Origin of the sequence: Bradyrhizobium sp. BLXBL-01 (genome assembly GCF_051853025.1) — a bacterium.
Lineage (GTDB): Bacteria > Pseudomonadota > Alphaproteobacteria > Rhizobiales > Xanthobacteraceae > Bradyrhizobium.
This window is the reverse complement of sequence record NZ_CP182471.1, coordinates 118,358-138,862: the sequence shown is the minus strand read 5'-3', so window position 1 is coordinate 138,862 and position 20,505 is coordinate 118,358. Positions and strand designations below refer to the sequence as shown.

The 20,505-nt window shown below is 65.5% G+C and carries 17 protein-coding genes and 1 riboswitch; of the genes, 6 read left to right on the top strand and 11 right to left on the bottom strand.

Features of this window, described 5'->3' with window-relative positions:
* Positions 1 to 217 precede the first annotated feature (217 nt).
* Positions 218 to 478, bottom strand: a complete 261-nt coding sequence (locus ACNJYA_RS00635) for a hypothetical protein (protein ID WP_439401837.1) — start codon at positions 476 to 478, stop codon at positions 218 to 220.
* Positions 479 to 669: 191 nt separating this feature from the next.
* On the opposite strand from ACNJYA_RS00635, the gene ACNJYA_RS00630 reads away from it, so the two are divergent.
* The 3 genes from ACNJYA_RS00630 (at position 670) to ACNJYA_RS00620 (ending at position 4,101) form a co-directional block, all read left to right on the top strand.
* Complete coding sequence (locus tag ACNJYA_RS00630) at positions 670 to 1,656, top strand: NAD-dependent epimerase/dehydratase family protein (protein WP_439401836.1); 987 nt, start codon at positions 670 to 672, stop codon at positions 1,654 to 1,656.
* A gap of 384 nt (positions 1,657 to 2,040) precedes the next feature.
* Entirely contained in the window at positions 2,041 to 3,315 is a 1,275-nt protein-coding gene (locus ACNJYA_RS00625; RefSeq protein ID WP_172787854.1) for a PQQ-dependent sugar dehydrogenase, read from the top strand.
* Between the two features lie 192 nt (positions 3,316 to 3,507).
* Positions 3,508 to 4,101, top strand: a complete 594-nt coding sequence (locus ACNJYA_RS00620) for a c-type cytochrome (RefSeq protein ID WP_439401835.1) — start codon at positions 3,508 to 3,510, stop codon at positions 4,099 to 4,101.
* Positions 4,102 to 4,183: 82 nt separating this feature from the next.
* Here ACNJYA_RS00620 and panE read toward each other — a convergent pair whose 3' ends face one another.
* The 4 genes from panE to ACNJYA_RS00600 form a co-directional block, all read right to left on the bottom strand.
* Entirely contained in the window at positions 4,184 to 5,107 is a 924-nt protein-coding gene (gene panE, locus ACNJYA_RS00615) for a 2-dehydropantoate 2-reductase (protein ID WP_439401834.1), read from the bottom strand.
* A 120-nt stretch (positions 5,108 to 5,227) separates the two neighbouring features.
* Positions 5,228 to 5,836, bottom strand: a complete 609-nt coding sequence (locus ACNJYA_RS00610; RefSeq protein WP_172787857.1) for a 2-hydroxychromene-2-carboxylate isomerase — start codon at positions 5,834 to 5,836, stop codon at positions 5,228 to 5,230.
* A 102-nt stretch (positions 5,837 to 5,938) separates the two neighbouring features.
* Positions 5,939 to 7,288, bottom strand: a complete 1,350-nt coding sequence (locus ACNJYA_RS00605) for an MATE family efflux transporter (RefSeq protein ID WP_439365061.1) — start codon at positions 7,286 to 7,288, stop codon at positions 5,939 to 5,941.
* Between the two features lie 89 nt (positions 7,289 to 7,377).
* Complete coding sequence (locus ACNJYA_RS00600; protein WP_439365060.1) at positions 7,378 to 7,959, bottom strand: DUF2239 family protein; 582 nt, start codon at positions 7,957 to 7,959, stop codon at positions 7,378 to 7,380.
* Positions 7,960 to 8,143: 184 nt separating this feature from the next.
* On the opposite strand from ACNJYA_RS00600, the gene ACNJYA_RS00595 reads away from it, so the two are divergent.
* Positions 8,144 to 8,809, top strand: coding sequence for a glutathione S-transferase family protein (locus ACNJYA_RS00595; protein WP_439401833.1), 666 nt, complete (start codon positions 8,144 to 8,146; stop codon positions 8,807 to 8,809).
* A gap of 29 nt (positions 8,810 to 8,838) precedes the next feature.
* Here the strand turns inward: ACNJYA_RS00595 and ggt are convergent, their stop codons facing one another.
* The gene (gene ggt, locus ACNJYA_RS00590) at positions 8,839 to 10,590 is read right to left on the bottom strand and encodes a gamma-glutamyltransferase (protein ID WP_439401832.1); all 1,752 of its coding nucleotides are present in this window, start codon (positions 10,588 to 10,590) and stop codon (positions 8,839 to 8,841) included.
* Positions 10,591 to 10,691: 101 nt separating this feature from the next.
* Here ggt and ACNJYA_RS00585 point away from each other — a divergent pair, with 101 nt between their 5' ends.
* Positions 10,692 to 12,077, top strand: a complete 1,386-nt coding sequence (locus ACNJYA_RS00585; RefSeq protein WP_439401831.1) for an MFS transporter — start codon at positions 10,692 to 10,694, stop codon at positions 12,075 to 12,077.
* A gap of 157 nt (positions 12,078 to 12,234) precedes the next feature.
* On the opposite strand, the gene purH is transcribed toward ACNJYA_RS00585, so the two are convergent.
* From purH to ACNJYA_RS00570, 3 genes are all read right to left on the bottom strand, one after another.
* Positions 12,235 to 13,827: a bifunctional phosphoribosylaminoimidazolecarboxamide formyltransferase/IMP cyclohydrolase gene (gene purH / locus ACNJYA_RS00580; protein ID WP_439401830.1), complete on the bottom strand. Its 1,593-nt coding sequence runs from the start codon at positions 13,825 to 13,827 to the stop codon at positions 12,235 to 12,237.
* 24 nt (positions 13,828 to 13,851) lie between these two features.
* Positions 13,852 to 13,933: riboswitch (ZMP/ZTP riboswitch) on the bottom strand.
* Positions 13,934 to 13,992: 59 nt separating this feature from the next.
* The gene (locus ACNJYA_RS00575; protein ID WP_439401829.1) at positions 13,993 to 15,711 is read right to left on the bottom strand and encodes a heparinase II/III family protein; all 1,719 of its coding nucleotides are present in this window, start codon (positions 15,709 to 15,711) and stop codon (positions 13,993 to 13,995) included.
* Positions 15,712 to 15,868: 157 nt separating this feature from the next.
* Positions 15,869 to 17,215, bottom strand: a complete 1,347-nt coding sequence (locus tag ACNJYA_RS00570) for an RsmB/NOP family class I SAM-dependent RNA methyltransferase (protein ID WP_439401828.1) — start codon at positions 17,213 to 17,215, stop codon at positions 15,869 to 15,871.
* 188 nt (positions 17,216 to 17,403) lie between these two features.
* Between ACNJYA_RS00570 and ACNJYA_RS00565 the strand changes: the two genes are divergently transcribed.
* Positions 17,404 to 17,607 (top strand): DUF1674 domain-containing protein, encoded by a 204-nt coding sequence (locus tag ACNJYA_RS00565; RefSeq protein WP_172787866.1) that lies wholly within the window; start codon positions 17,404 to 17,406, stop codon positions 17,605 to 17,607.
* A 40-nt stretch (positions 17,608 to 17,647) separates the two neighbouring features.
* Here ACNJYA_RS00565 and cysN read toward each other — a convergent pair whose 3' ends face one another.
* Together cysN and cysD are read right to left on the bottom strand one after the other, a co-directional pair.
* Positions 17,648 to 19,543, bottom strand: a complete 1,896-nt coding sequence (gene cysN / locus ACNJYA_RS00560; RefSeq protein ID WP_439401827.1) for a sulfate adenylyltransferase subunit CysN — start codon at positions 19,541 to 19,543, stop codon at positions 17,648 to 17,650.
* On the bottom strand, positions 19,543 to 20,505 hold the full coding sequence (cysD, locus tag ACNJYA_RS00555) for a sulfate adenylyltransferase subunit CysD (protein ID WP_439401826.1): 963 nt from the start codon (positions 20,503 to 20,505) through the stop codon (positions 19,543 to 19,545). The genes cysN and cysD overlap by 1 nt, the downstream gene beginning before the upstream one ends.

Here is a 20,505-nt window from a genome sequence, read left to right as displayed (position 1 = left end):
TATGATCTACCGCGCGCTCAAGAAAGCGGATGGCCAGCGAATTGCTCTATCGCCGGTTTAGATATAGCGCGCTCGATATGCGCCCATCTGCTCACTGCCGATTGCGCACACCCCAAGCGAGGTGGCGCTCAGAACTTGACTGCGCGCGCCATCAGAGCAGCCCTTAAGCGTAGAGCGATTTTCGCAGCACCTTGGCGCTCGAAGTTTGATCGCAACGCTACGCCGCGAGTGGAAAAGATTGTTCCGAAAATTCGGCAAACGCCTTCGCTGCGGCCACCAGTTGATCGTGGCTGATGCCGTGCATCTCAGCGAATGCGATTTGCAATTCGGGTCTAACGTCACCAAAAAACGACGACATAGGGCCGCAGGCCGCCTCCGCCAAAGAGGGATCCAGCAGACAATGGGCAAGCTCCTGCGCGTCCAGCTTTTTGCTGTACGCCGCATTTACGGTCGTCAGAACGAGGATGGGACTCTTCATCTGCGTCACTATCTCGATAACCGGTCAATATAGATTGACATGGGAGCACCTACACTCCCCCTAACAGTCTTCGCGGTCAATTGTTTGCTTTTTGTTCCATCCGGGCGATGAATTAGCGGCAAACGTCGGCTAAACGCTTCGGAACGGACGGTGGTTTTCCGTCGTTTGCGGGTTGGTACATTCGGTCTCACATGACAATCCTGGTTACGGGTAGCGCGGGCCACCTCGGTGAAGCCATTGTCCGGACCCTCCGCGGGCGTGGTGCCCCCGCGCGCGGGATCGACCTGAAGCCCTCCCCCTTCACCGATGCCGTCGGCTCCATCGTCGATCCCGGCTTCGTCCAGGCGCAAATGGACGGCATCTCCGCCGTGATCCACACCGCGACGCTGCACAAGCCGCATGTGGCGACCCATTCCAAGCAGGACTTCGTCGACACCAATGTCACCGGCACGCTGAACCTGCTCGAGGCAGCAGCGGCGGCCGGCGTGAAGAGTTTTGTCTTCACTAGCACCACCAGCGCGTTCGGCTCGCAGCTGCGGCCTGAGGCGGGACAGGCGGCGGTGTGGGTCACCGAGGGGCTGCCCTCGGTGCCGAAGAACATCTACGGCACGACCAAGCTGATGGCCGAGAACCTCTGCGAGTTGTTCTTTCGCGAGCGCGCCCTGCCCGTCGTTACCTTGCGGACCTCGCGCTTCTTTCCGGAGGACGACGACGATCCGGCGATGCGGTCGGCCTACGCGCTGGAGAACGCGCAGGCCAACGAGCTGCTCTATCGCCGGCTGGATATCGCGGACGCGGTGAGCGCGCATCTGCTGGCCGTCGAGCGCGCGCCCGGCATTGGCTTCGCCCGCTACATCGTCTCGGCGACGAGCCCGTTCGAGCAACGTCATCTCGGATCGCTGGCGCGCGATGCCGCCGCTGTCGTGCGCGAGCTCTATCCGGAGTGTTCGCAGCTCTATGCAGCGCGCGGCTGGCGACTCTTCCCCGCGATCGACCGCGTCTATGTCAACGAGCGCGCGCGGCGGGAGCTCGGCTGGCGACCCGAATTCGACTTCGCGCATGTGCTGCGCAGCCTGCGCGATGGTCGCGATGTCCGCAGCACGCTGGCACGCGAGGTCGGATCGAAAGGCTATCACGACACGCTGTTTGACGACGGACCCTACCCCGTCGCCTCGTAAGCGCCGCAATTGCTATTTTGCTCGACGCTTCAAATGACTGTCCGGCGCCACCGGGTGCGGATCAACTTGCGTCGTTTCTACTGTGCATGGGGTTGTTTTCGCGCCTTTGTATGTCCACCCCGGCGGAGCGCCTGACGACGATGCGCGCGCGCGGTTGATTCCGCGTTGCAGCGGGAACGCGGTCGTCGCAGCGTTCATCCGTTCATTCACATTCCGTCTCAATTTTTGATGAGCGCAGCCGCGCTGCATCCGGCGCGCTTCTCACGATGGGCAGATGTGCTAACCTTTTTGCGTCTGTCGTCCCGACGGGCTCAAAACTTCGCCTCTCGACTAGCAAAACAAAATAACGCGCAGCCCTGACGGCTGCCTTAGGGGAGTGATGCGATGATATCGATGTTCCACCGATCCGTGTTGGCGCTTGCGGCCGTGGCCCTTCTCGCGGGGACCGGTGCCGGCAACGCGCAACAACAGGACAAGAACAAGCCGCTGAAGAAATACGAATCCGGCACCAAGGAATTCTGGACCCATCCTCCGGACGATTGGTTCCTCGGCGACGAGACCGAGGCGCAGAAGGGACTCGCGCCGCCCTCGGGCCCGCCGACCGGCGCCTCCGACGCCGAGCTCGCCAACATCGTCAAGAAGATCAAGCTGCCGTCGGGCTTCAAGATCGAAGTCTACGCCTCGGGCGTGCTGGCCGCGCGGCAGATGGCCTGGGGTGACAAGGGCACGTTGTTCGTCGGCTCGTTCGGTCTCGGCAACGTCTATGCCATCAAGGACAACAACGGAAAGAAGGAGGTCAAGACCGTCCTCAAGGGCCTGAACATGCCCACCGGTCTCGCCTTCAAGGATGGCGCGCTTTATGTCATCGCGGTCGACAAGCTGATCCGCTACGACGATGCCGAAAACAAGCTCGACAATCTCGGCGAAGGCAAGGTCGTCTATGACGACATGCCCTCCTATGCCGCGCATGGCTGGAAATACATCGCGGTCGACAAGGAAGGCTGGTTCTTCCTGCCGTTCGGACCGCCCTTCAACATCGGCATTCCGCCGACCAGCGTCTCGCAGATCCGGCGCGTCGATCCCAAGACCGGCAACGCCGAAATCTGGGCGCTCGGCGTCCGCAACTCGGTCGGCGCCGACGTCGACCCGCGCACCGGCAAGCTCTGGTTCACCGAGAATGCCCGCGACTGGATCAGCGATGATCTGCCCTCGGACAAGCTGAACATGATCAACAGGATCGGCGAGCATTTCGGCTATCCCTATTGCCATCAGGGCAATCTTCCCGACGACAAGTTCGCGATGGGCCACAAATGCTCCGAGTTCACGCCGCCCGTCCTGAATCTCGGTGCCCATGTCGCGCCGCTCGGCATGAAGTTCTACACCGGCGACCAATTCCCCGCCGACTACAAGAACAACATCCTGATCGCCGAGCACGGCTCCTGGAATCGCCACAAGTACCAGGGCGCGCGCATCGTGCGCGTGATCGTCGGGCCCGACGGCAAAAACCCGAAGCAGGAGATCTTCGCTTCTGGCTGGCTCGAGGGCGACCAGGGCTATCTCGGCCGTCCCAACGACATCATCCTTGCCAAGGACGGATCGATCCTCGTTGCCGACGATTGGGCCGGCGCGATCTATCGCATCAGCTACAGCAAGAAGTAGCGACCTGACGGAGAGGCTGCGACCGGGTAACGGCCGCAGCCTCTTTCATTTTGAAGCCTCACGCTGTCGTTCCGGACTGCGCGCCACTTGCGCGCAAGTCCGGAACCCATAACCACGAACGCGGATTATGGATTCGGGCGCGCGCCAAGTGACGCGCCCTGGAATGACGCAGTACAGAACGGATCTCCAATCATGCGCCGTCAGCTCTCTTGGTCCGCAATCGGCGCGCTATCGCTCGCATTGATCGCCTTCATCCCAGCCGAGGCCGCCGACAATGCCGCGATCAAGGAGAAGGCCGCCGCCTGCGCCGGCTGCCACGGTGAGAACGGCATTTCGCAGACCGAGAACATCCCCTCGCTCGCCGGCCAGCCCGATCAATTCCTGCAATGGCAGCTCGTGTTCTTTCGCGCCGGCTCGCGCAAGAACGACCAGATGCAGCCGATCGTCGAAGAGATCACCAACGAGGACATCCGCAATTTCGGTGCCTACTTCGCCACGCTGACGCCGCCGAAGGGAGCCGAGGACGGGGATCCCGACTTGTCGAAAAAGGGCGCGCAGGTTGCCGCCGGCCGCCGCTGCGCTTCATGCCATACGGACAGCTATGCCGGCACCAAGGCGGTGGCGCGGCTCGCCGGCCAGCGCGAGGAATATCTCGTCAAGGCGCTGCATGACTACAAAGCCGGCCAGCGTGTCGGCGGCGGCGTCGCCGCGATGGCCGACGTCGCCTATCACATGAGCGACGAGGAGATCACCGCCGTCTCGCACTATCTCGCGCATTTGCAGTAGCGCGGAGCTGTCGCCATAAACTCAGCTGTCGTCCCGGGGCGCGCGTAGCGCGAGCCCCGGGACGACGGCGGTGTATGACGCCCTACCCCGCCCGCTGCCTCTCATACGCCTTCAGATGCGTATACGCGATGCGCAGCTTCGGCACCGGCACCTTGGCGGCGTCGGCGCGCGCGATGAGGTCGCCGATGACGTGATCGGCTTCGACAGGCAGGCCCGCCTTGATGTCGCGGAACATCGACGCCGTCAGCGGCGAGCCCTCGGTGGTGAGATTGCCTTTGACGCGCTCGAAGAACGGCCCGCCCGGCGGGTAGCCCGCTGCAGCAGCGACCGAGCTGGTCTCATCCAGCATGCCGAGGAGGAAATCCCGGCCGCCGGGCGCGGCGAGGATATTGCCGACGGACGTCCGCATCAGGCTGGTGCTTGCCGCGAGCGAAGACAGGAACACCCACTTCTCCCACATGTCCTGCATGATGTTCTGGCTGGCGCTGGCGCCATTGATGCCGCTCCTGAAGGCCTCGTCGATCGCCTTCACCCGGTCCGACATCGCGCCGTCGCGCTCGCCGTAAGTGATCGACTGCATCGGCTGGAGCTGCACCACCTCGCGCTTTTCGTTCAGCGTCGCCGCGATGGCACAGAGGCCGCCGAGCACGCGCTCCTTGCCGAACCTGGCACCCAGCGTGTCGAGATGCTTCATGCCATTGAGCATCGGGATGATCGCGGTGTTGGGCCCCACCGCCGGGGCGAACGACTTGATGGCATCGTCGAGGTCGAACGCCTTGCAGCTGAGCAGCACGACGTCGAACTTGTCCTTGATCGCGTCGGCCTGAACCGTCGGCGGGTTCTTCAAGGTCACATCGCCGTTCGGGCTCTTGATGACGAGGCCGGCGCTCGCGAGCTCGCCGGCGCGGCGCGGCCGGACCAGGAAGGTGACGTCGCGGCCGGCCTGCAACAGCCTGCCACCAAAATAGCCGCCGATGGCGCCGGCGCCGACCACGAGGATACGCATGAGACAAGCTCCGTTATTGTTGTTCTTCGGACAATGGCGAATGGCGAATAGGGACTAGCGAATAGGATAGCAGATGACGAAACGCGAGTAACGTTTCCACTACTCGCCATTCGCCATTGACTACTCGCCCTTCACCATCTCCTCGACTTCGCGCAGCTGCTCCTTGCCGAAGAACATTTCATTGCCGACGAAGAAGGTCGGCGAGCCGAAGGCGCCGCGGGCGACCGCCTCCTCGGTATTCTTGATCAGTCTGCCCTTGACCTCGGGTTCCTGGCTGCGGGCAAACAACTTTTGCGCATCGAGGCCCGATGAGGTCAGCGCCTTCGCCGCGATCTCGGGATCGTCCATCTTCTTCGGCTCGCGCCACATGTGGTGGAAGGCGGCCTCGACATATTTTTCGAAGACTCCCTCGAGCTGCGCCGCGATCGCCGCGCGCATCAAATTCAGCGTGTTGACGGGAAAGTGCGGATTCCAGACATAGGGCTGGACATGGAAGCGCTTGATGAAGCGCTCGGTCTCGATCTGCTGGAACTCGCGCTTGTTCTTGATGCCGGCGAGCGTCTCGGCCGGCGACTTGTTGTTGGTCGACTTGAAGATGCCGCCGAGCAGGATCGGCACATATTCGAACTTGACGCCGATCCGCTGTTCGATGGCCGGTATCGCCAGATGGCTGAGATAGGCGTTGGGGCTACCGAAATCGAACAGGAATTGCGGGGCGGTGCGGGTCAAGATCATTCTCCCTGGCCTGGCTTTTTGAGTTGGCTTTTCCTCATTGTGGCGCAGGGCGCGCCACAGGTCCATCGTTTAATGACGGTCATAATACTTTGACGGTCAGATCAGGCGCGGGATCGCCCGCTTGCGCCACACCAGGTGGTAATAGCCCATCTGCAGAATCAACATGGCGCAGAACACGATGGGATAGGCAGCCCACACGCCGGTCAGGCCGACGGCATGGCTGAGGATGATTGCGGCCGGCAGCTCGATTGCGGCAATCGCGAAGATCGACAGCAGCATCGGCGTCAACGCGACGCCGGCGCCGCGCATCGCGCCCGAGAACACGGTGGCGAGCCCGAACGGCACCGAGCTCCACAAGGCGATGTTGAGCAATCCCTTCGCCAGGTCCAGCACGGCGCCGTCGGTGATGAAGATGCCGAGCACCGCGCGCGGCGCAAGGTAGATCAGCGCCACCAGCCCGCCGGTCAGGACGATGTTGAACGCAAGGCCCATCCGCACGATGCCGTCGACCCGGGCCCGGTCGCCGCCGCCGACGGCCTGGGCGCCGAGGATCGAGACCGCGATCGAGATCGACATCGCCGTGAACTGCGCATAGCCCATCACCTGGTTGACGGCGCCATAGGCCGCGGTGGCATTCGAGCCGAAGCCGTTGACGAGGCCGAGCAGCACAAGCTCGGCAATCGCCATCACCACCATGCCGATCGCGCTCGGCAGGCCGATGCCGAGAATTTTGCCGAACACGGCGCCGCTCAGCCGCAGGTGACGCAGCAGCGTCGCGTCCGGCGCGAGCGCGTGCTTTTTCCGCAGCAGATAGACGGCGAGTACGATCAGCGTCAGCGCGTTGGCGGTCGTAGCCGCCCAGGCAGGACTGGTGATGCCGACCGGCGGCAATCCGAACGTGCCGTGGATCAGCATCGGCGTCAGGATCAGGCCGATCGCCGTCGACAAGGCCAGCGCCAGCAGCGGCGTCAGTCCGTCGCCGACCCCGCGGATCATCGCCGTCATCAGCAGGAAGACGAAGCCGAGCGGCATGGTCAACAGCATGATGCGCGCATAGGCGCTGGCCTCATCGAGAATGTCCGCGGGCGTCGCGAGCATCACCATCAAGTGCCGGCTGAAGAGCCCGCCGACGAGTGCAATCGCGATCGAGAGCAGCAGGCCGGCGGCGAGCGTGGTGCCGACGATGATCTTGATCTGGCCATGCTCGCCGGCGCCGAAGGCCTGGCCGATCAGCACGGTGGCGCCGGTGCTCAGGCCCATGACGAAGGCGAACAGGAAGAACATCACCGGGAAGAACGCCGAGACCGCGGCGAGCGCGTCGACGCCGATCATCTGGCCGAGATAGACGTTGCTGACGGTGCCGAACAGCGATTGCAGGGCGTTGCCCAGCATCAGGGGGACGAGGAAGCGGAGGAATGTGGTCCAGAGCGGTTTTGCGGCAGACATGGCATTGGCCTTTCATCAGGGCGTGCGAAGCCGTTGCCGCGCAATGCGCGGCTCGGCCGTCGATGGGGTTGTGAAGAGCGATGCGCGGTTTAAGCGCGGTCGCTGTAGGCGAGCTTGACGATGTGGTCGCGGATATCGGCCGGCCAGTCGGCGATCAGCCCGGTGAAGCGCCGCCGGTCGCCTGCGAACAGCGCGCGCGAAGCTTCCTCGAACTGCGGCAGGTTGCCGGCCATGGTCGACATGAAGTGGTAGGCCGCATCGCGCGCCTGACGCTCACGGTCCTTGTCGCCGCTGGCGCGCCTCGCCTCGTCGACGAGCTTGCGCAGCGCGACCGAAGCACCGCCGGCCTGCGCGTTGAGCCACTCCCAGTGCCGCGGCAGCAAGGTCACCTCGCGCGCGACCACGCCGAGCTTCGGCCGGCCGCGTCCGCGCGGCTCTGCGGGCGCTTCCGTCGCCTCAGCCGACGGCGGGGCAAGCTTCGCAAGCCGGGCCAGCACCTCGCGGTCGTCACCGCGCAGGTCGAAATCGATCGACCGGCCCGTGCCGTCGTCGAAGATGATGATCGGCTGGTCCAGCGGCTGCGTGGCCCGTTTGACGGCAAGCGCGACATCGCCCGCCGTGCCGGAGGCCAGCCGGCGCTGGCCGGCGAAAGCTGTGTAGGTCCCTTGCATTGGAATCATTACCATATTGACCGAGCTGCCGGTTTAATACCCGGGTAAATTCGCCGCGTCAATATACCCGGGTGAAAATATCTGCAGCGACGGCTCGACAATGTGTTCCCGGGCTGGCACCAACGGCGCGGGACCACGCCCACGTCCAAGTTTAAGCCTAAGTCCAAGCCTTGAGGACCCCGCGATGCTGACCGTTCACCACCTCAACAACTCCCGCTCGCAGCGCGTGCTGTGGCTGCTCGAGGAGCTGGGCGTGCCCTACGAGATCGTGCGCTATCAGCGCCAGCCGGACATGCGTGCGCCGAAGGAGCTGCGCGCCATCCACCCGCTCGGCAAATCGCCCGTCATCACCGACAACGGCAACACCATCGCCGAGTCGGGCGCGATCATCGAATATCTCATCGCGACCTATGGCAACGGACGGCTGATCCCCCCGGCGAACACGCCCGAGCGGTTGCGCTACACCTATTGGCTGCATTATGCGGAAGGATCCGCGATGCAGCCGCTGCTCTTGAAGCTGCTGTTCACGCTGATGCCGAAGCGCGCGCCGGCGCTGCTGCGCCCGCTGGTGCGCAAGGTCTGCAACCAGGCGCTGACCGCGCTGGTCAATCCGCAGATCAAGCAGCACATGGACTATTGGGAAGGCGAGCTTGCGAAGAGCGAGTGGTTCGCCGGCAGCGAGTTCACCGCGGCCGACATCCAGATGAGCTTTCCGCTCGAAGCCGCCCAAGCCCGCGGCGGGCTCGAGCAGGGCCATCCCAAGGCGATGACGTTCCTGGAGCGCATCCACGCCCGGCCTGCGTACAACCGCGCGCTTGAGAAGGGCGGGCCGTATCAGGTCGGGCGGTAAAGTCCCTCACCCCGTCATTCCGGAAGCAGTTACTGCCCCGCCGCCTCCGCGCCGCGTGTGCGCGGATCGGCTGCGCCGAGTGGCCCGTTCGGCGTCACGAGAATCGAGTTGGCCGATGTCTGCCCCATCGGCTCGACGACGAGGTGCCCCATCGCCTTCAGCTCGAGCAGCACGCCCTCGGGAAAGCCGCGCTCGAGGCGCACCTCGTCCGGCAGCCATTGATGGTGCAGCCGCGGCGTTGCCACGGCGGCCGCAACATCCATCTTGTAGTCGAGCACGTTCACGATCACCTGGAGCACGGTCGAGATGATGCGGCTGCCGCCGGGCGAGCCCGTCACCAGCACCGGCTTGCCGTCCCTCAGCACGATGGTCGGCGACATCGACGACAGCGGCCGCTTGCCGGGTCCGGGCAGATTCGCTTCAAAGCCGACGAGGCCATAGGCATTGGAGGCACCGACCGCCGCGGTGAAATCGTCGAGCTCGTTGTTGAGCAGCACGCCCGTGCCGTCGGCGACGAGGCCGACGCCGTAGCTGAAGTTCAGCGTGTAAGTGTTGCTGACGGCGTTGCCGCGGGCATCGACGACGGAAAAATGCGTGGTGTTGCTGCCCTCGCGCGGCGCGGCAGAAGCAGACACGAGCTCCTTTGATGGCGTGGCGCGTTCGGGGGAAATGCCCGCGCGCAGCTTGGCGGCGTAATCCTTCGCGATGAGGGTCTCGATCGGCGCGTTGACGAAGGCGGGATCGCCGAGATGGCGGGCGCGGTCGGCATAGGCGCGCTTCATGGCTTCGATCAAGAGATGCAGCGACGCCGCCGATCCCTGCTTCAGATCGGCAATAGGAAAGCCTTCGAGGATGTTGAGCGTCTCGATCAGCACGACGCCGCCGGATGAGGGCAATGGCATCGAGACGATGTCATAGCCGCGATAGCTGCCGCGCACCGGCGCGCGGACGACCGGCTGATAGGCCTTGAGGTCGGCCGGCGTCATGATGCCGCCGGCATCGGTCACGGCCTTGGCGAGTTTATCGGCAACCGGCCCCTCGTAGAATCCGCGCGGCCCCAGTGCGGCGACGGCCGCCAGCGTTTCGGCGAGATCGCCCTGCACCATCCGATCGCCTTCGCCCAGCGGCGTGCCATCCGGACGTGAGAAGATCTTGGCCGAGGAAGGCCAGCGTGCCAGCCGCCGGTGCCAGCTCGGCAGCGTATCGGCCATGTCGTCGCTGACGATGAAGCCGTCGCGTGCGAGCGCGATCGCGGGCGCCAGCAGTTGCGCCAGCGTGAACTGACCCGAGCCGTATTTGTCGAGCGCGAGCGCGAGGCCCGCGACGGTGCCGGGCACGCCGATGCCGAGCGCGGAATCCCGTGACTTCGTCGTGTCAGGCTTGCCGTCGGCGCCGAGGAATATCTGCGGCGTGGTCGCGGCCGGTGCGGTCTCGCGATAGTCGATCGTGATGTCTTCATTGCGGTCGGCGGAATGGATCACCATGAAGCCGCCGCCGCCGATATTGCCGGCACGCGGATAGGTCACCGCCATCGCAAAGCCGGTGGCGACTGCGGCGTCGATCGCATTGCCGCCGCGCCGCAGGATGTCGGCGCCGATCTGCGCGGAGATCTTCTCCTGCGCCACCACCATGCCGTGCTCGGCGGCGACGGCCCGCACCGCATCGCGTGCCGGCGGGACATAGCCCGACCGCGCGTCCTGAGCGGCCGCCGGCGTGAGAGCGAACGCCAGACTGGCGACGATCGCGAAAAAAGTTCGCCGTGTTGTATATGACGACATCATCGAAATTACCGTCGCACGCTCGACCCGGTTCACAGCTGTCTCGGTAATGCTATACGGTTTGCGCCGAGAGAGACAAAACTGTTCGTGATGAGGACTGCGTGATGACGACGATCGCCCCGGATCTGCGTATGGCTGGCGCGCCGCGGTCCTACCCGCCGCGCGCTGCCGTCGTCAGCTGGATCTTCTTCGACTGGGCTGCGCAGCCCTATTTCACGCTGATCACGACCTTCGTGTTCGCGCCCTATTTCGCGACCAGCGTGGCACCAAATCCCGCCACCGGGCAGTCGCTGTGGGGCTTTGCGATGGCTGCGGCGGGCCTTGCGATCGCGCTGCTGTCGCCGGTGCTGGGAGCGATCGCCGATGCCGCCGGCCGCAGGAAACCGTGGATCGGGGGGTTCGGTGCGGTTCTGGTGCTGGCGTCCTGCACGCTTTGGATCGGCAAGCCGGGCGATGCCGCCGTCATTCCCCCGCTGCTCACTGCGGTGGCGCTCGCCAGCATCGGCGCGGAATTCGCCACCGTCTTCAACAATGCGATGATGCCGACCCTGGTGCCACCGGAACGGATCGGCCGGCTCTCCGGCACCGGCTGGGCCACGGGCTACATCGGCGGCATCGTCAGCCTGATCATCGTGCTCGGCTTCCTCGCTGCCAATCCCGAGACCGGCCGCACGCTGCTCGGCTTCACGCCGTTGTTCGGGCTCGATCCCGTCACGCATCAGGGCGACCGTGCCGCCGGCCCGCTGACCGCGCTGTGGTTCATCATCTTCGTGACGCCGATGTTCCTGTTCACGCCGGATTACCCGTCGAAGCGGCCGTTGCGCGAGGCGCTACGCGAGGGTCTGTCGGAGCTGAAGCAGTCGATCGAGAGTCTGCCGAGGCAGAAATCGCTCGCGGCATTCCTGCTCGCCAACATGATCTACACCGATGGTCTGGTGTCGCTGTTCGCCTTCGGCGGCATCTATGCCGCCGGCACCTTCGGCTGGCATACGATCCAGATCGGGACGTTCGGCATCATGCTCGCGATTGCCGGTGCGCTCGGCGCCTGGCTCGGCGGCAAGCTGGATGATCGTCTCGGGCCGAAGCGCGTCATCGCCGGCAGCCTGCTGGTCCTGCTGCTGTCGGTGGCCGCGATTCTCCTGGTCGACAAGGACAGTGTCCTGTTCGTCAAGACCGCGCCGCCGCAAGCAGGCGCTCCCCTGTTCTCGAGTGCGGCCGAGCGCGCCTATCTCGTGCTGGGCTGCCTGATCGGTGCAGCCGGCGGCCCGCTCCAGGCCGCTTCCCGCACGTTGCTGATCCACCTCGCACCGAAGGACCGCATCGCGCAGTATTTCGGCCTGTTCGCGCTGACCGGGAAGGTGACGTCCTTCATCGGCCCGCTCCTGATCGGCATGGTCACCGCGCTGACCGCCAGCCAGAAGGCCGGCATGGCCGTGCTGGTCGTGTTCTTCGTCGCGGGCCTCGGGCTGTTGATGCGGGTGCGGGATTAGCCACACTACGCGATCTCACCCCCTGTCATTGCGAGGAGCGAAGCGACGAAGCAATCCAGACTTCCTCTGCGGAAAGATTCTGGATTGCTTCGCTGCGCTCGCAATGACGAGGTCGATAGGATCGTCGTAGCTCTTGCAGCCCGCTACGCAGATCGTGTCAATGCCTGAAGTGCCGCGTGCCCGTGAACACCATGGCGATGCCGTGCTCGTCGGCGGCCTTGATCACCTCGTCGTCGCGCATGGAGCCGCCAGGCTGCACCACGGCGGTGGCGCCGGCTTCGATGCAGGCGAGCATCCCGTCGGCGAACGGGAAGAACGCATCCGAGGCCACCACCGAACCCTTGGTGAGCGGCTCGGCGAGCTTCAGCTCGCTAGCAGCATCCTGCGCCTTGCGCGCCGCGATCCGCGCGGAATCCACCCGGCTCATCTGGCCCGCGCCGATACCGACGGTGGCGAGATCCTTGGCATAGATGATGGTGTTGGACTTGACGTGCTTTGCGACCCGGAACGCGAACTTCAGGTCGCGCATCTCTGCGTCGGTCGGCGCGCGCTTGGTCACCACCTTGAACGTCATGTCGTCGACGACCGCGTTGTCACGGCTCTGCACCAGTAGACCGCCGGCCACCGTCTTGGCGGTCAGGCCCGGCGCACGCGGATCGGGCAGACTACCGGCGAGCAGCAGGCGCAGGTTCTTCTTGCCGCCGATGATGGCGATCGCTTCGTCGCTGGCGTCGGGTGCGATGATGACCTCGGTGAAGATCTTGGTGATCTCGCGCGCGGTGTCGGCATCGAGCGGACGGTTCATCGCGATGATGCCGCCGAACGCGGACGTCGAATCGCAGGCCAGCGCGCGGCGATAGGCCTCGACGAGGTTCGGTCCTTCGGCGACGCCACAGGGATTGGCGTGCTTGACGATGACGCAGGCCGCGGTGCGCTTGGCGTCGAACTCGCCGATGCATTCATAGGCCGCATCGGTGTCGTTGATGTTGTTGTAGGAGAGCTCCTTGCCCTGGAGCTGCCGCGCGGTGGAGACGCCCGGGCGCCTGTCCGGGGTCGCATAGAATGCGGCACTCTGGTGCGGATTCTCGCCGTAGCGCAACGACTGGATCAGCCGGCCGCCGAAAGCGCGGAAGTCGGGCGCGTCGATCTCGAGCTGACGGTTGAACCAGTTGGAGATTGCGGCGTCATAGGCCGCGGTGCGCGCATAGGCCTTTGCGGCCAGCCGACGGCGCAAGCCCAGCGTGGTCGCACCCTTGTTGGCGGCGAGCTCGTCGAGCACGGCCTGATAGTCCTGCGCCTCGACCACGACGGCGACGTCGTCATGGTTCTTCGCAGCGGCGCGGATCATCGCGGGGCCGCCGATGTCGATGTTCTCGATGCAATCCTCGAAGCCCGCGCCTTTGTCGACGGTCGCTTCGAACGGATAGAGATTGACGACGAGCAGGTCGATCGGCGCGATGCCGTGCGCCTTCATCGCCTCCGCATGGTCCTTGTTGTCGCGGATCGCGAGCAGGCCGCCATGCACCTTCGGATGCAGCGTCTTGACGCGGCCGTCCATCATCTCGGGGAAGCCGGTCAGCTCGGAGACGTCCTTCACCTTGAGGCCGGCCGCGGCGATCGCTTTAGCGGTGCCGCCGGTCGAGACCAGCTCGACTTCGTGCGAGGCAAGCGCCTTGGCGAACTCGATCAGGCCGGTCTTGTCGGAGACGGAAAGGAGAGCGCGGGTGACGCGGCGGGGATGATCAGTCATGAGCAAGATCCTCTGTTCAGGGAGTGTCTATGCCCAGGCGCGCGGCGGATACGTCCCGCGCTTCCCGATGGTGCTCCATCCAAGGTCGCCAGTCGCGCGAGCGAGCGCTCGATAGCAGCTTTTGGCCTCGCTCTCAACGGGTAGATGGGGCCGGATCGCGCCTGTTTACAACGGAAGTTCCGGCTCGCGCCGGGCGTTGCGGCGGGCATTGGTTACCGCGGGCGAGGCGGTGGAGCGGACAAAGCTCCAGCGGATCGAGGGGGCCTGGCGGGCGTTCTGACGGATCACGATCTGGGCGGTGCGGCGCGGGCCGTCATTGCCGGCCAGGAACACGCTGTCCTCGAGGTCGACCTTGTCGTCCAATGCCTCGAAGGTCCAGACGTCGCGGTTCGGCAGCACCAGCATGACGCCGCGCGCATCCGACAGCCGGCTCGCCTTCACCGCCGGATGCAGATGGAAGCGCAGCGCGAAATCGGCATCGGCGCCTTTGAAGCGTCCGCCCTGCGGCGGCGACAGCGTGTCCTCGCCGTCGATGCGCGCCCCGTCATTGGCGATCATCAGCACGCGGCGGTGGATCGCGCCGAACTTGCCGAGATAGCCGTCATGCGAGGTCGTGAGCAGCGTGCCGTTCTGCACGACCTCGCGATAGCTCTCGACCTCGACCGGGCCGCTGGTGACGGGCGCGCCGTGCAGGAGCCGCTTCATCGCCGACATCTCGATGAACTGGCATGACGACGTCTCGTGATAGGTCAGCGTCGAATGCGCCGCCGTGCTGCGCGCGAAGGGCCGCCAATTGTCGCGGCCCGTGGTCGGCATGCCGCAATTGGTGACGATGCGGCTGATGCCGGAGGACAGCTCGAACGACAGACAGCCGGCATGGGCGTCGTGGCTGACGCCCGCCGGCGGCGGCGGGCCGGTGTCGATGATGACGGTGGTCTGGCCGGCATCGAGGCGCTGAAAGCCGGTATGCGGCATGTTCGCCATCGGCGCGCCGTGGGTGTCGTCATAGGCGAGCAGCGTCGCGAGCAGGTCCGAAGACGTCGCGCTCATGCCGTTGAACAGGGCGAAATTCCCGTCGCCGTGCCGGAAAAAGCGGAGCATCGGCATCATGCGGTCGATCGCATTGAGCAGCGCCGGCGGCGGCGCGATGTTGCGCGCGGCAAAAGTCTGCCGCAGCGGCAAGAGGTCGATCAACAGTTCGATCAGCGCGCCCGGATTACGCGAGATGTGGCCGCCATCGGGAAGGATCTGCCGCTGCAATTCGTCGGACAGCTTCTTCGAGGCGGTGCGGATATGACGTGTCTGGTTGGCGAGGCACAGGGACGCATAGCACAGCGCGATCAGCACCTGCAGCTTCGGCACCCCGTCCGGAATGTCGACCATGGTGTAGCGCAGGAAGCGGATCTCGCGCGCGAGGGCGCGCAAGTAGCGGCGGTAGAACTTGTTGTCGGTCTCGTTCAGCACCAGCGGCGCCTGCGACAGCAGCGAGATCACGCGCCGCGCCAGCACATCGGCGCGGCGTGCGACGGGACGGCGCTTGTTGGCGGGGTTGCCGATCCAGTCCTCGATGAGTGCGCGCGCATTCGCCCGCGTCAGCGCCGTGTCGGCGGCGCGCAAATGACGCAGCCAGCCGAAGCCGAGCAGCGCAACCTCCCAATCCTCGGACGGCGGCTCGAGATCGAAGATCGATCGGCCGTGGCAATTGACGATCTTGCCGGCGAAGACGAAGCGGCCGGCATAGATCTCGGCGGCTCGGGTCGCGTCTGCGGTGCGCAGGTCATGCGGAGCGATGATCAGCCGGTCGGTGCGGCCGGGCCAGACCCGCGACAGCACAACGGAGCCGCCGCTCGCGCGCGCGAGCATGTTCCGCGCGAAGCGGTTCATGACCAGCGTCGAGATACGTCTGCGTTGAGCGACCGACACGCCTTGCCTTGATGGGGGAGAGGATCAGTGACGAATCCTTATTAATCCCAAAATCGGACGTCTGACACCACCTTGAACGGCGCGAATCAGCGTCGTGGTCGCAAAATCCAGTGCAAAATCAGGATTTAACGAGCCGGGCCGCGAAAAATCCGTCGAGCCCGCCGAGCCTGGGATCGGCGTTCGGGAGATGGCAGGGCAGGGTGCGCAGATCGCCGTCCCGGTTGAGGATTTCGTCGAGGCCCGCAACTTCCGAGGCCAAGATCGGGGCGCGGCGAAGCGCGGGCTCTGCGGCGAGCAGTGCCGCCACCGCTTGCTCGCCTTCCTCGGGTTCCAGCGAACAGGTGCAATAGACCAGTGTCCCGCCCGGCTTGAGCAGCGAGACGGATTTCTTCAGCAGCCGCTGCTGGAGCGCGGCCAAGGGGGCGATGTCGGATTCCTGCCGCAGCCATGCGACGTCGGGATGCCGGCGGATCGTGCCGGTGGAGGTGCAGGGCGCATCGATCAGAATACCGTCGAATGCCTCGGCCGGGCCGGCCCATTCGACGGCGTCAGCGACGACGGTCTCGGCCTGCAGCGACAGCCGCGTCAGGTTTTCGCGCAAACGCGCCACCCGCGCGGGCGAGCGGTCGATCGCCGTCACATGCGCGCCTGATAGCGCCAGCTGCGCGGTCTTGCCGCCGGGGGCGGCGCAGAGATCGGCAATGGACTTGCCCTTGACGTCGCCGAACAGCCGCGCCGGTAGCGCGGCGGCGGCGTCCTGCACCCACCATTGTCCTTCGGCGAAGCCGGGCAGCATGGTCACCGCACCGTGCAGCAGCATCCGCACCGTTCCCGTCGGCAGCGTCTCGCCATGCAGGCGGCTCGCCCATTGCGCGGGATCCGATTTCACCGTGAGATCGAGCGAAGGCTCGTGGCCGAGCGCTGATGCCATGTCGCGTGCGGTCGCCTCGCCATAATGCGCGCTCCAGCGCGCGAGCAGCCATGGCGGCAGATCCAGCGATTGCGTCGCGACCTCCTCGACCAGCGCCTTGCCCTCGCGCGCGCAGCGGCGCAGCACGGCATTGACGAGGCCGGCATAGCGCGCGGCGCGGCGGTCGGATTGCACGAGGCGGACGGAGAGATCGACCGCGGCGTGATCCGGAACGTCCATCCAAAGGATTTGCGCGGCTCCGATCAGAAGTGCGCTCTGCGCCCGCGGCGCTTCGGAGGGGATGCCCTTGTCGAGCAGGCGGGACAGCACATGGCCGAGCGTGCCGAGCCGGCGCAGCACGGTGGCGACCAGGCGCCGCATCAGCGCGCGGTCGCGGTCGGCCAGCGTCTTCAGTCCGGGATGGGCACCGCCGCCGTCGAGCTGGTCGTCGAGCGTGCGGTGCTTGTGCAGCACGCCGTCGACGATGTCGGCGGCAATCCGTCGCGCCGCAAGGCCGGGCACTTCGGACGGAGGGACGAAACGTTGAGATGGCATGCGGAAGCAAGGTTCTGAACGAGCGGCAGTTCCGCCGCAATGGGCGCATGCCTTGAGAACTCGATCTCTGACACGCGAATATGCCAAATGTAAGAATCGCTTGCGGGTTTTTCAGCGCTCCGAGCCGATTTCAGGAATGCGTTATTGGGCATCGCGTTACGCCCGGTCCTGCGCTAGAACGCGCGGCGATGAGTGACCCCGTTCCCGATCGCAAGCCGCTGTCGCCGGCCGCCCAGCGTGCGCTGGCCGAGGCCGAGGCGCGCCGGCAGGCTGCGGCCGCCCAGGCCAAGAACGAGGCCGAGGTCAAAGCGAAGGAGTTGCAGGGTCCGCAGGGGCCCGAGCCCACCCGCTACGGCGATTGGGAGCGCAAGGGCATCGCTTCCGACTTCTGAACTTGCGGTCGGATAACGCCGGCATGGCTCGTCCCGGTCGTCACAGGTAATTGTGCTCTCGCAAGTAGCGGATGATGCGTTCGCAGGCCGCCTCGCTCGACAGCTCCGAGGTGTCGAGGGTGATGTCCGGTGCCAGCGGCGCTTCGTAGGGATGATCGATGCCGGTGAATGCCGGCAGCTCGCCCGCCCGGGCCTTGCGATAGAGCCCCTTGGGATCGCGGCGCTCGCATTCGGCAAGCGGCGTCGCGACGTGGATCTCGATGAACTCACCCGCCTCGAGCCGCTGGCGGGCCAGCTCGCGCTCACTGCGAAACGGCGAGATCAGCGCCACCAGCGCGATCAAGCCGGCATCGACGAACAGTGCCGCGATCTCCGCGACGCGCCTGACGTTCTCCGTTCTCTCCGCATTGGAAAAGCCGAGGTCGCGGTTGATGCCGTGACGAAGATTGTCGCCATCGAGCAACGCGGCATGGCGCCCGAGCTCGGCAAGCCGGCTGTCGACGAGATTGGCGATGGTCGATTTGCCGGCGCCGCTCAGCCCCGTGAACCAGAGCACGCAGGGCCGTTGCTGCTTCAGCCGGGCTCGCACGGATTTGTCGACCGCAAGCCGCTGCCAATGAACGTTGGTGGCGCGGCGGAGCGACATGTCGATCATTCCCGCCGCGGCGGTGCGATGGCTGATCGGGTCGATCAGGATGAAGCTGCCCATGTCGCGGTTGTCGCGATAGGCCTCGAACACCAGCGGCCGGTCGAGATCGAGATGGACATAGCCGATCTCGTTGACGTCGAGCGTGGTGGCGCTTTCCCGCGCCCTGGTGTCGATGGCGACCCGGTGCTTGAGCGTCGTGATCACCGCGCCGGTCGAGGCGGCGCCGCACCGGAGCAGATAGCGCCGGCCGGCGACCATGGCTTCGTCATCGAACCAGACGAGATGGGCCGCGAGCTGGTCCGACACCGGCGCGGCAGATCCGGCGGTCAGCACGTCGCCGCGACTGACGTCGATCTCGTCGGCGAGCGTGAGGGTGATGGACTCGCCCGGCCCTGCGTGATTGCGTTCGCCAGCGGGCGTGAGAATGCGTGCGATGCGGGTCTGGTGTCCCGACGGCTGCGCGCGGACTGCATCGCCCACCGCGATCGTCCCGCTCGCGATCCGTCCGCAGAAGCCGCGAAAATCCGCATGCGGCCGGCTCACCCATTGCACCGGCAGCCGGAACGGCTGCTGCGAGGCGTCCCCGGCCGCGTCCACGGATTCCAGATAGGCCGTAATGGTCGGCCCCGTGTACCAGGGCATGCGCGTGCTCGCGGCGACGATGTTGTCGCCGTCGGGCGCCACGACCGGGATGCACTGGACCTGGGAGATCCCGAGCTGGCCGGCCAGAGTCAGGTATTCGGCGGTGATGGAAGCGAAGCGATCACCGTCGAATCCGATCAGGTCCATCTTGTTCACGGCGAGCACGACGTGGCGGATGCCGAGCAGCGACAGGATGTGGCTGTGGCGCCGCGTCTGCGTGATCACGCCCTTGCGCGCGTCGACCAGCACCACGGCGAGGTCGGCATTGGAGGCGCCGGTCGCCATGTTGCGGGTATATTGCGCATGCCCCGGCGTGTCGGCGACGATGAAGCGGCGCAGCTTCGTGGCGAAGAAGCGGTAGGCCACGTCGATGGTGATGCCCTGCTCGCGCTCGGCCTGCAACCCATCGACCAGCAGCGCGAAGTCGAGGTCGCCGCCGGTGGTTCCGGCGGTCTTGCTCTCCGAGGCGAGCGCGTCGAGCTGGTCGTCGAGCAGCGTCTTCGAATCGTAGAGCAGCCGGCCGACCAGCGTGCTCTTGCCGTCGTCGACGCTGCCGCAGGTGACGAAACGCAGAGTCGGCCGATCGTCAAGCTCGAGCCGCGGCGCACCGGTCGCGGCGATCGTCGGTGCCTCGTGATAGGACATCAGAAATAACCTTCCGCCTTCTTGCGCTCCATCGATGCGGGACTGTCCCGGTCGATCATGCGTCCCTGTCGTTCGGAGGTGCGCGATGCCATCATCTCCTGCACGATCTCGGGCAGCGTTGCCGCCGTTGAGCTCGTTGCGCCGGTGAGGGGATAGCAGCCGAGGGTGCGAAACCTGACGGAGCGCCATTGCGGCTCTTCGCCAGGCTGGAGCGGCATCCGGTCGTCGTCCACCATGAGCAACGCGCCGTCGCGCTCGACCACGGGGCGCGAAGCTGCGAGATAGAGCGGAACGATCGGGATGTCCTCGAGCAGGATGTAGTCCCACACGTCGATCTCGGTCCAGTTCGACAGTGGAAACACCCGCATGCTCTCGCCGGGCGCGAGCCTCGTGTTGTACAGGCCCCACAGCTCCGGCCGCTGGTTCTTCGGATCCCAGCGATGCGCAGCGCTGCGGTGCGAGAACACGCGCTCCTTGGCGCGCGACTTCTCCTCGTCGCGCCGCGCGCCTCCGATCGCGGCGTCGAAGCCGTGGAGGTCCAGCGCCTGTCGCAGCGCTTGCGTCTTCATGACGTCGGTGTAGCGGGCCGAGCCGTGGGTGAAAGGGTCGATGCCCTGGCTCAATCCGTCAGCGTTGGTATGGACGATCAGGTCGAGGCCGAGCTCGCGCGCGCGTCGATCCCGAAACGCGATCATCTCGCGAAACTTCCAGGTCGTATCGACATGCAGCAGCGGAAACGGCGGCTTGCCGGGATCAAAGGCCTTCATCGCCAGATGCAGCAGCACCGACGAATCCTTCCCGATCGAATACAGCATGACCGGCTTGCGGAACTCGGCCGCCGTCTCTCGCAGGATGTGGATGCTTTCCGCCTCCAGCCGTCGGAGATGGCTTGTGACGTGAAGCTGCTTGCCGCCGGCACTTTCAGGGAGGGCGGATCTGGCGGTCGTGGGGATGTCCAGCAT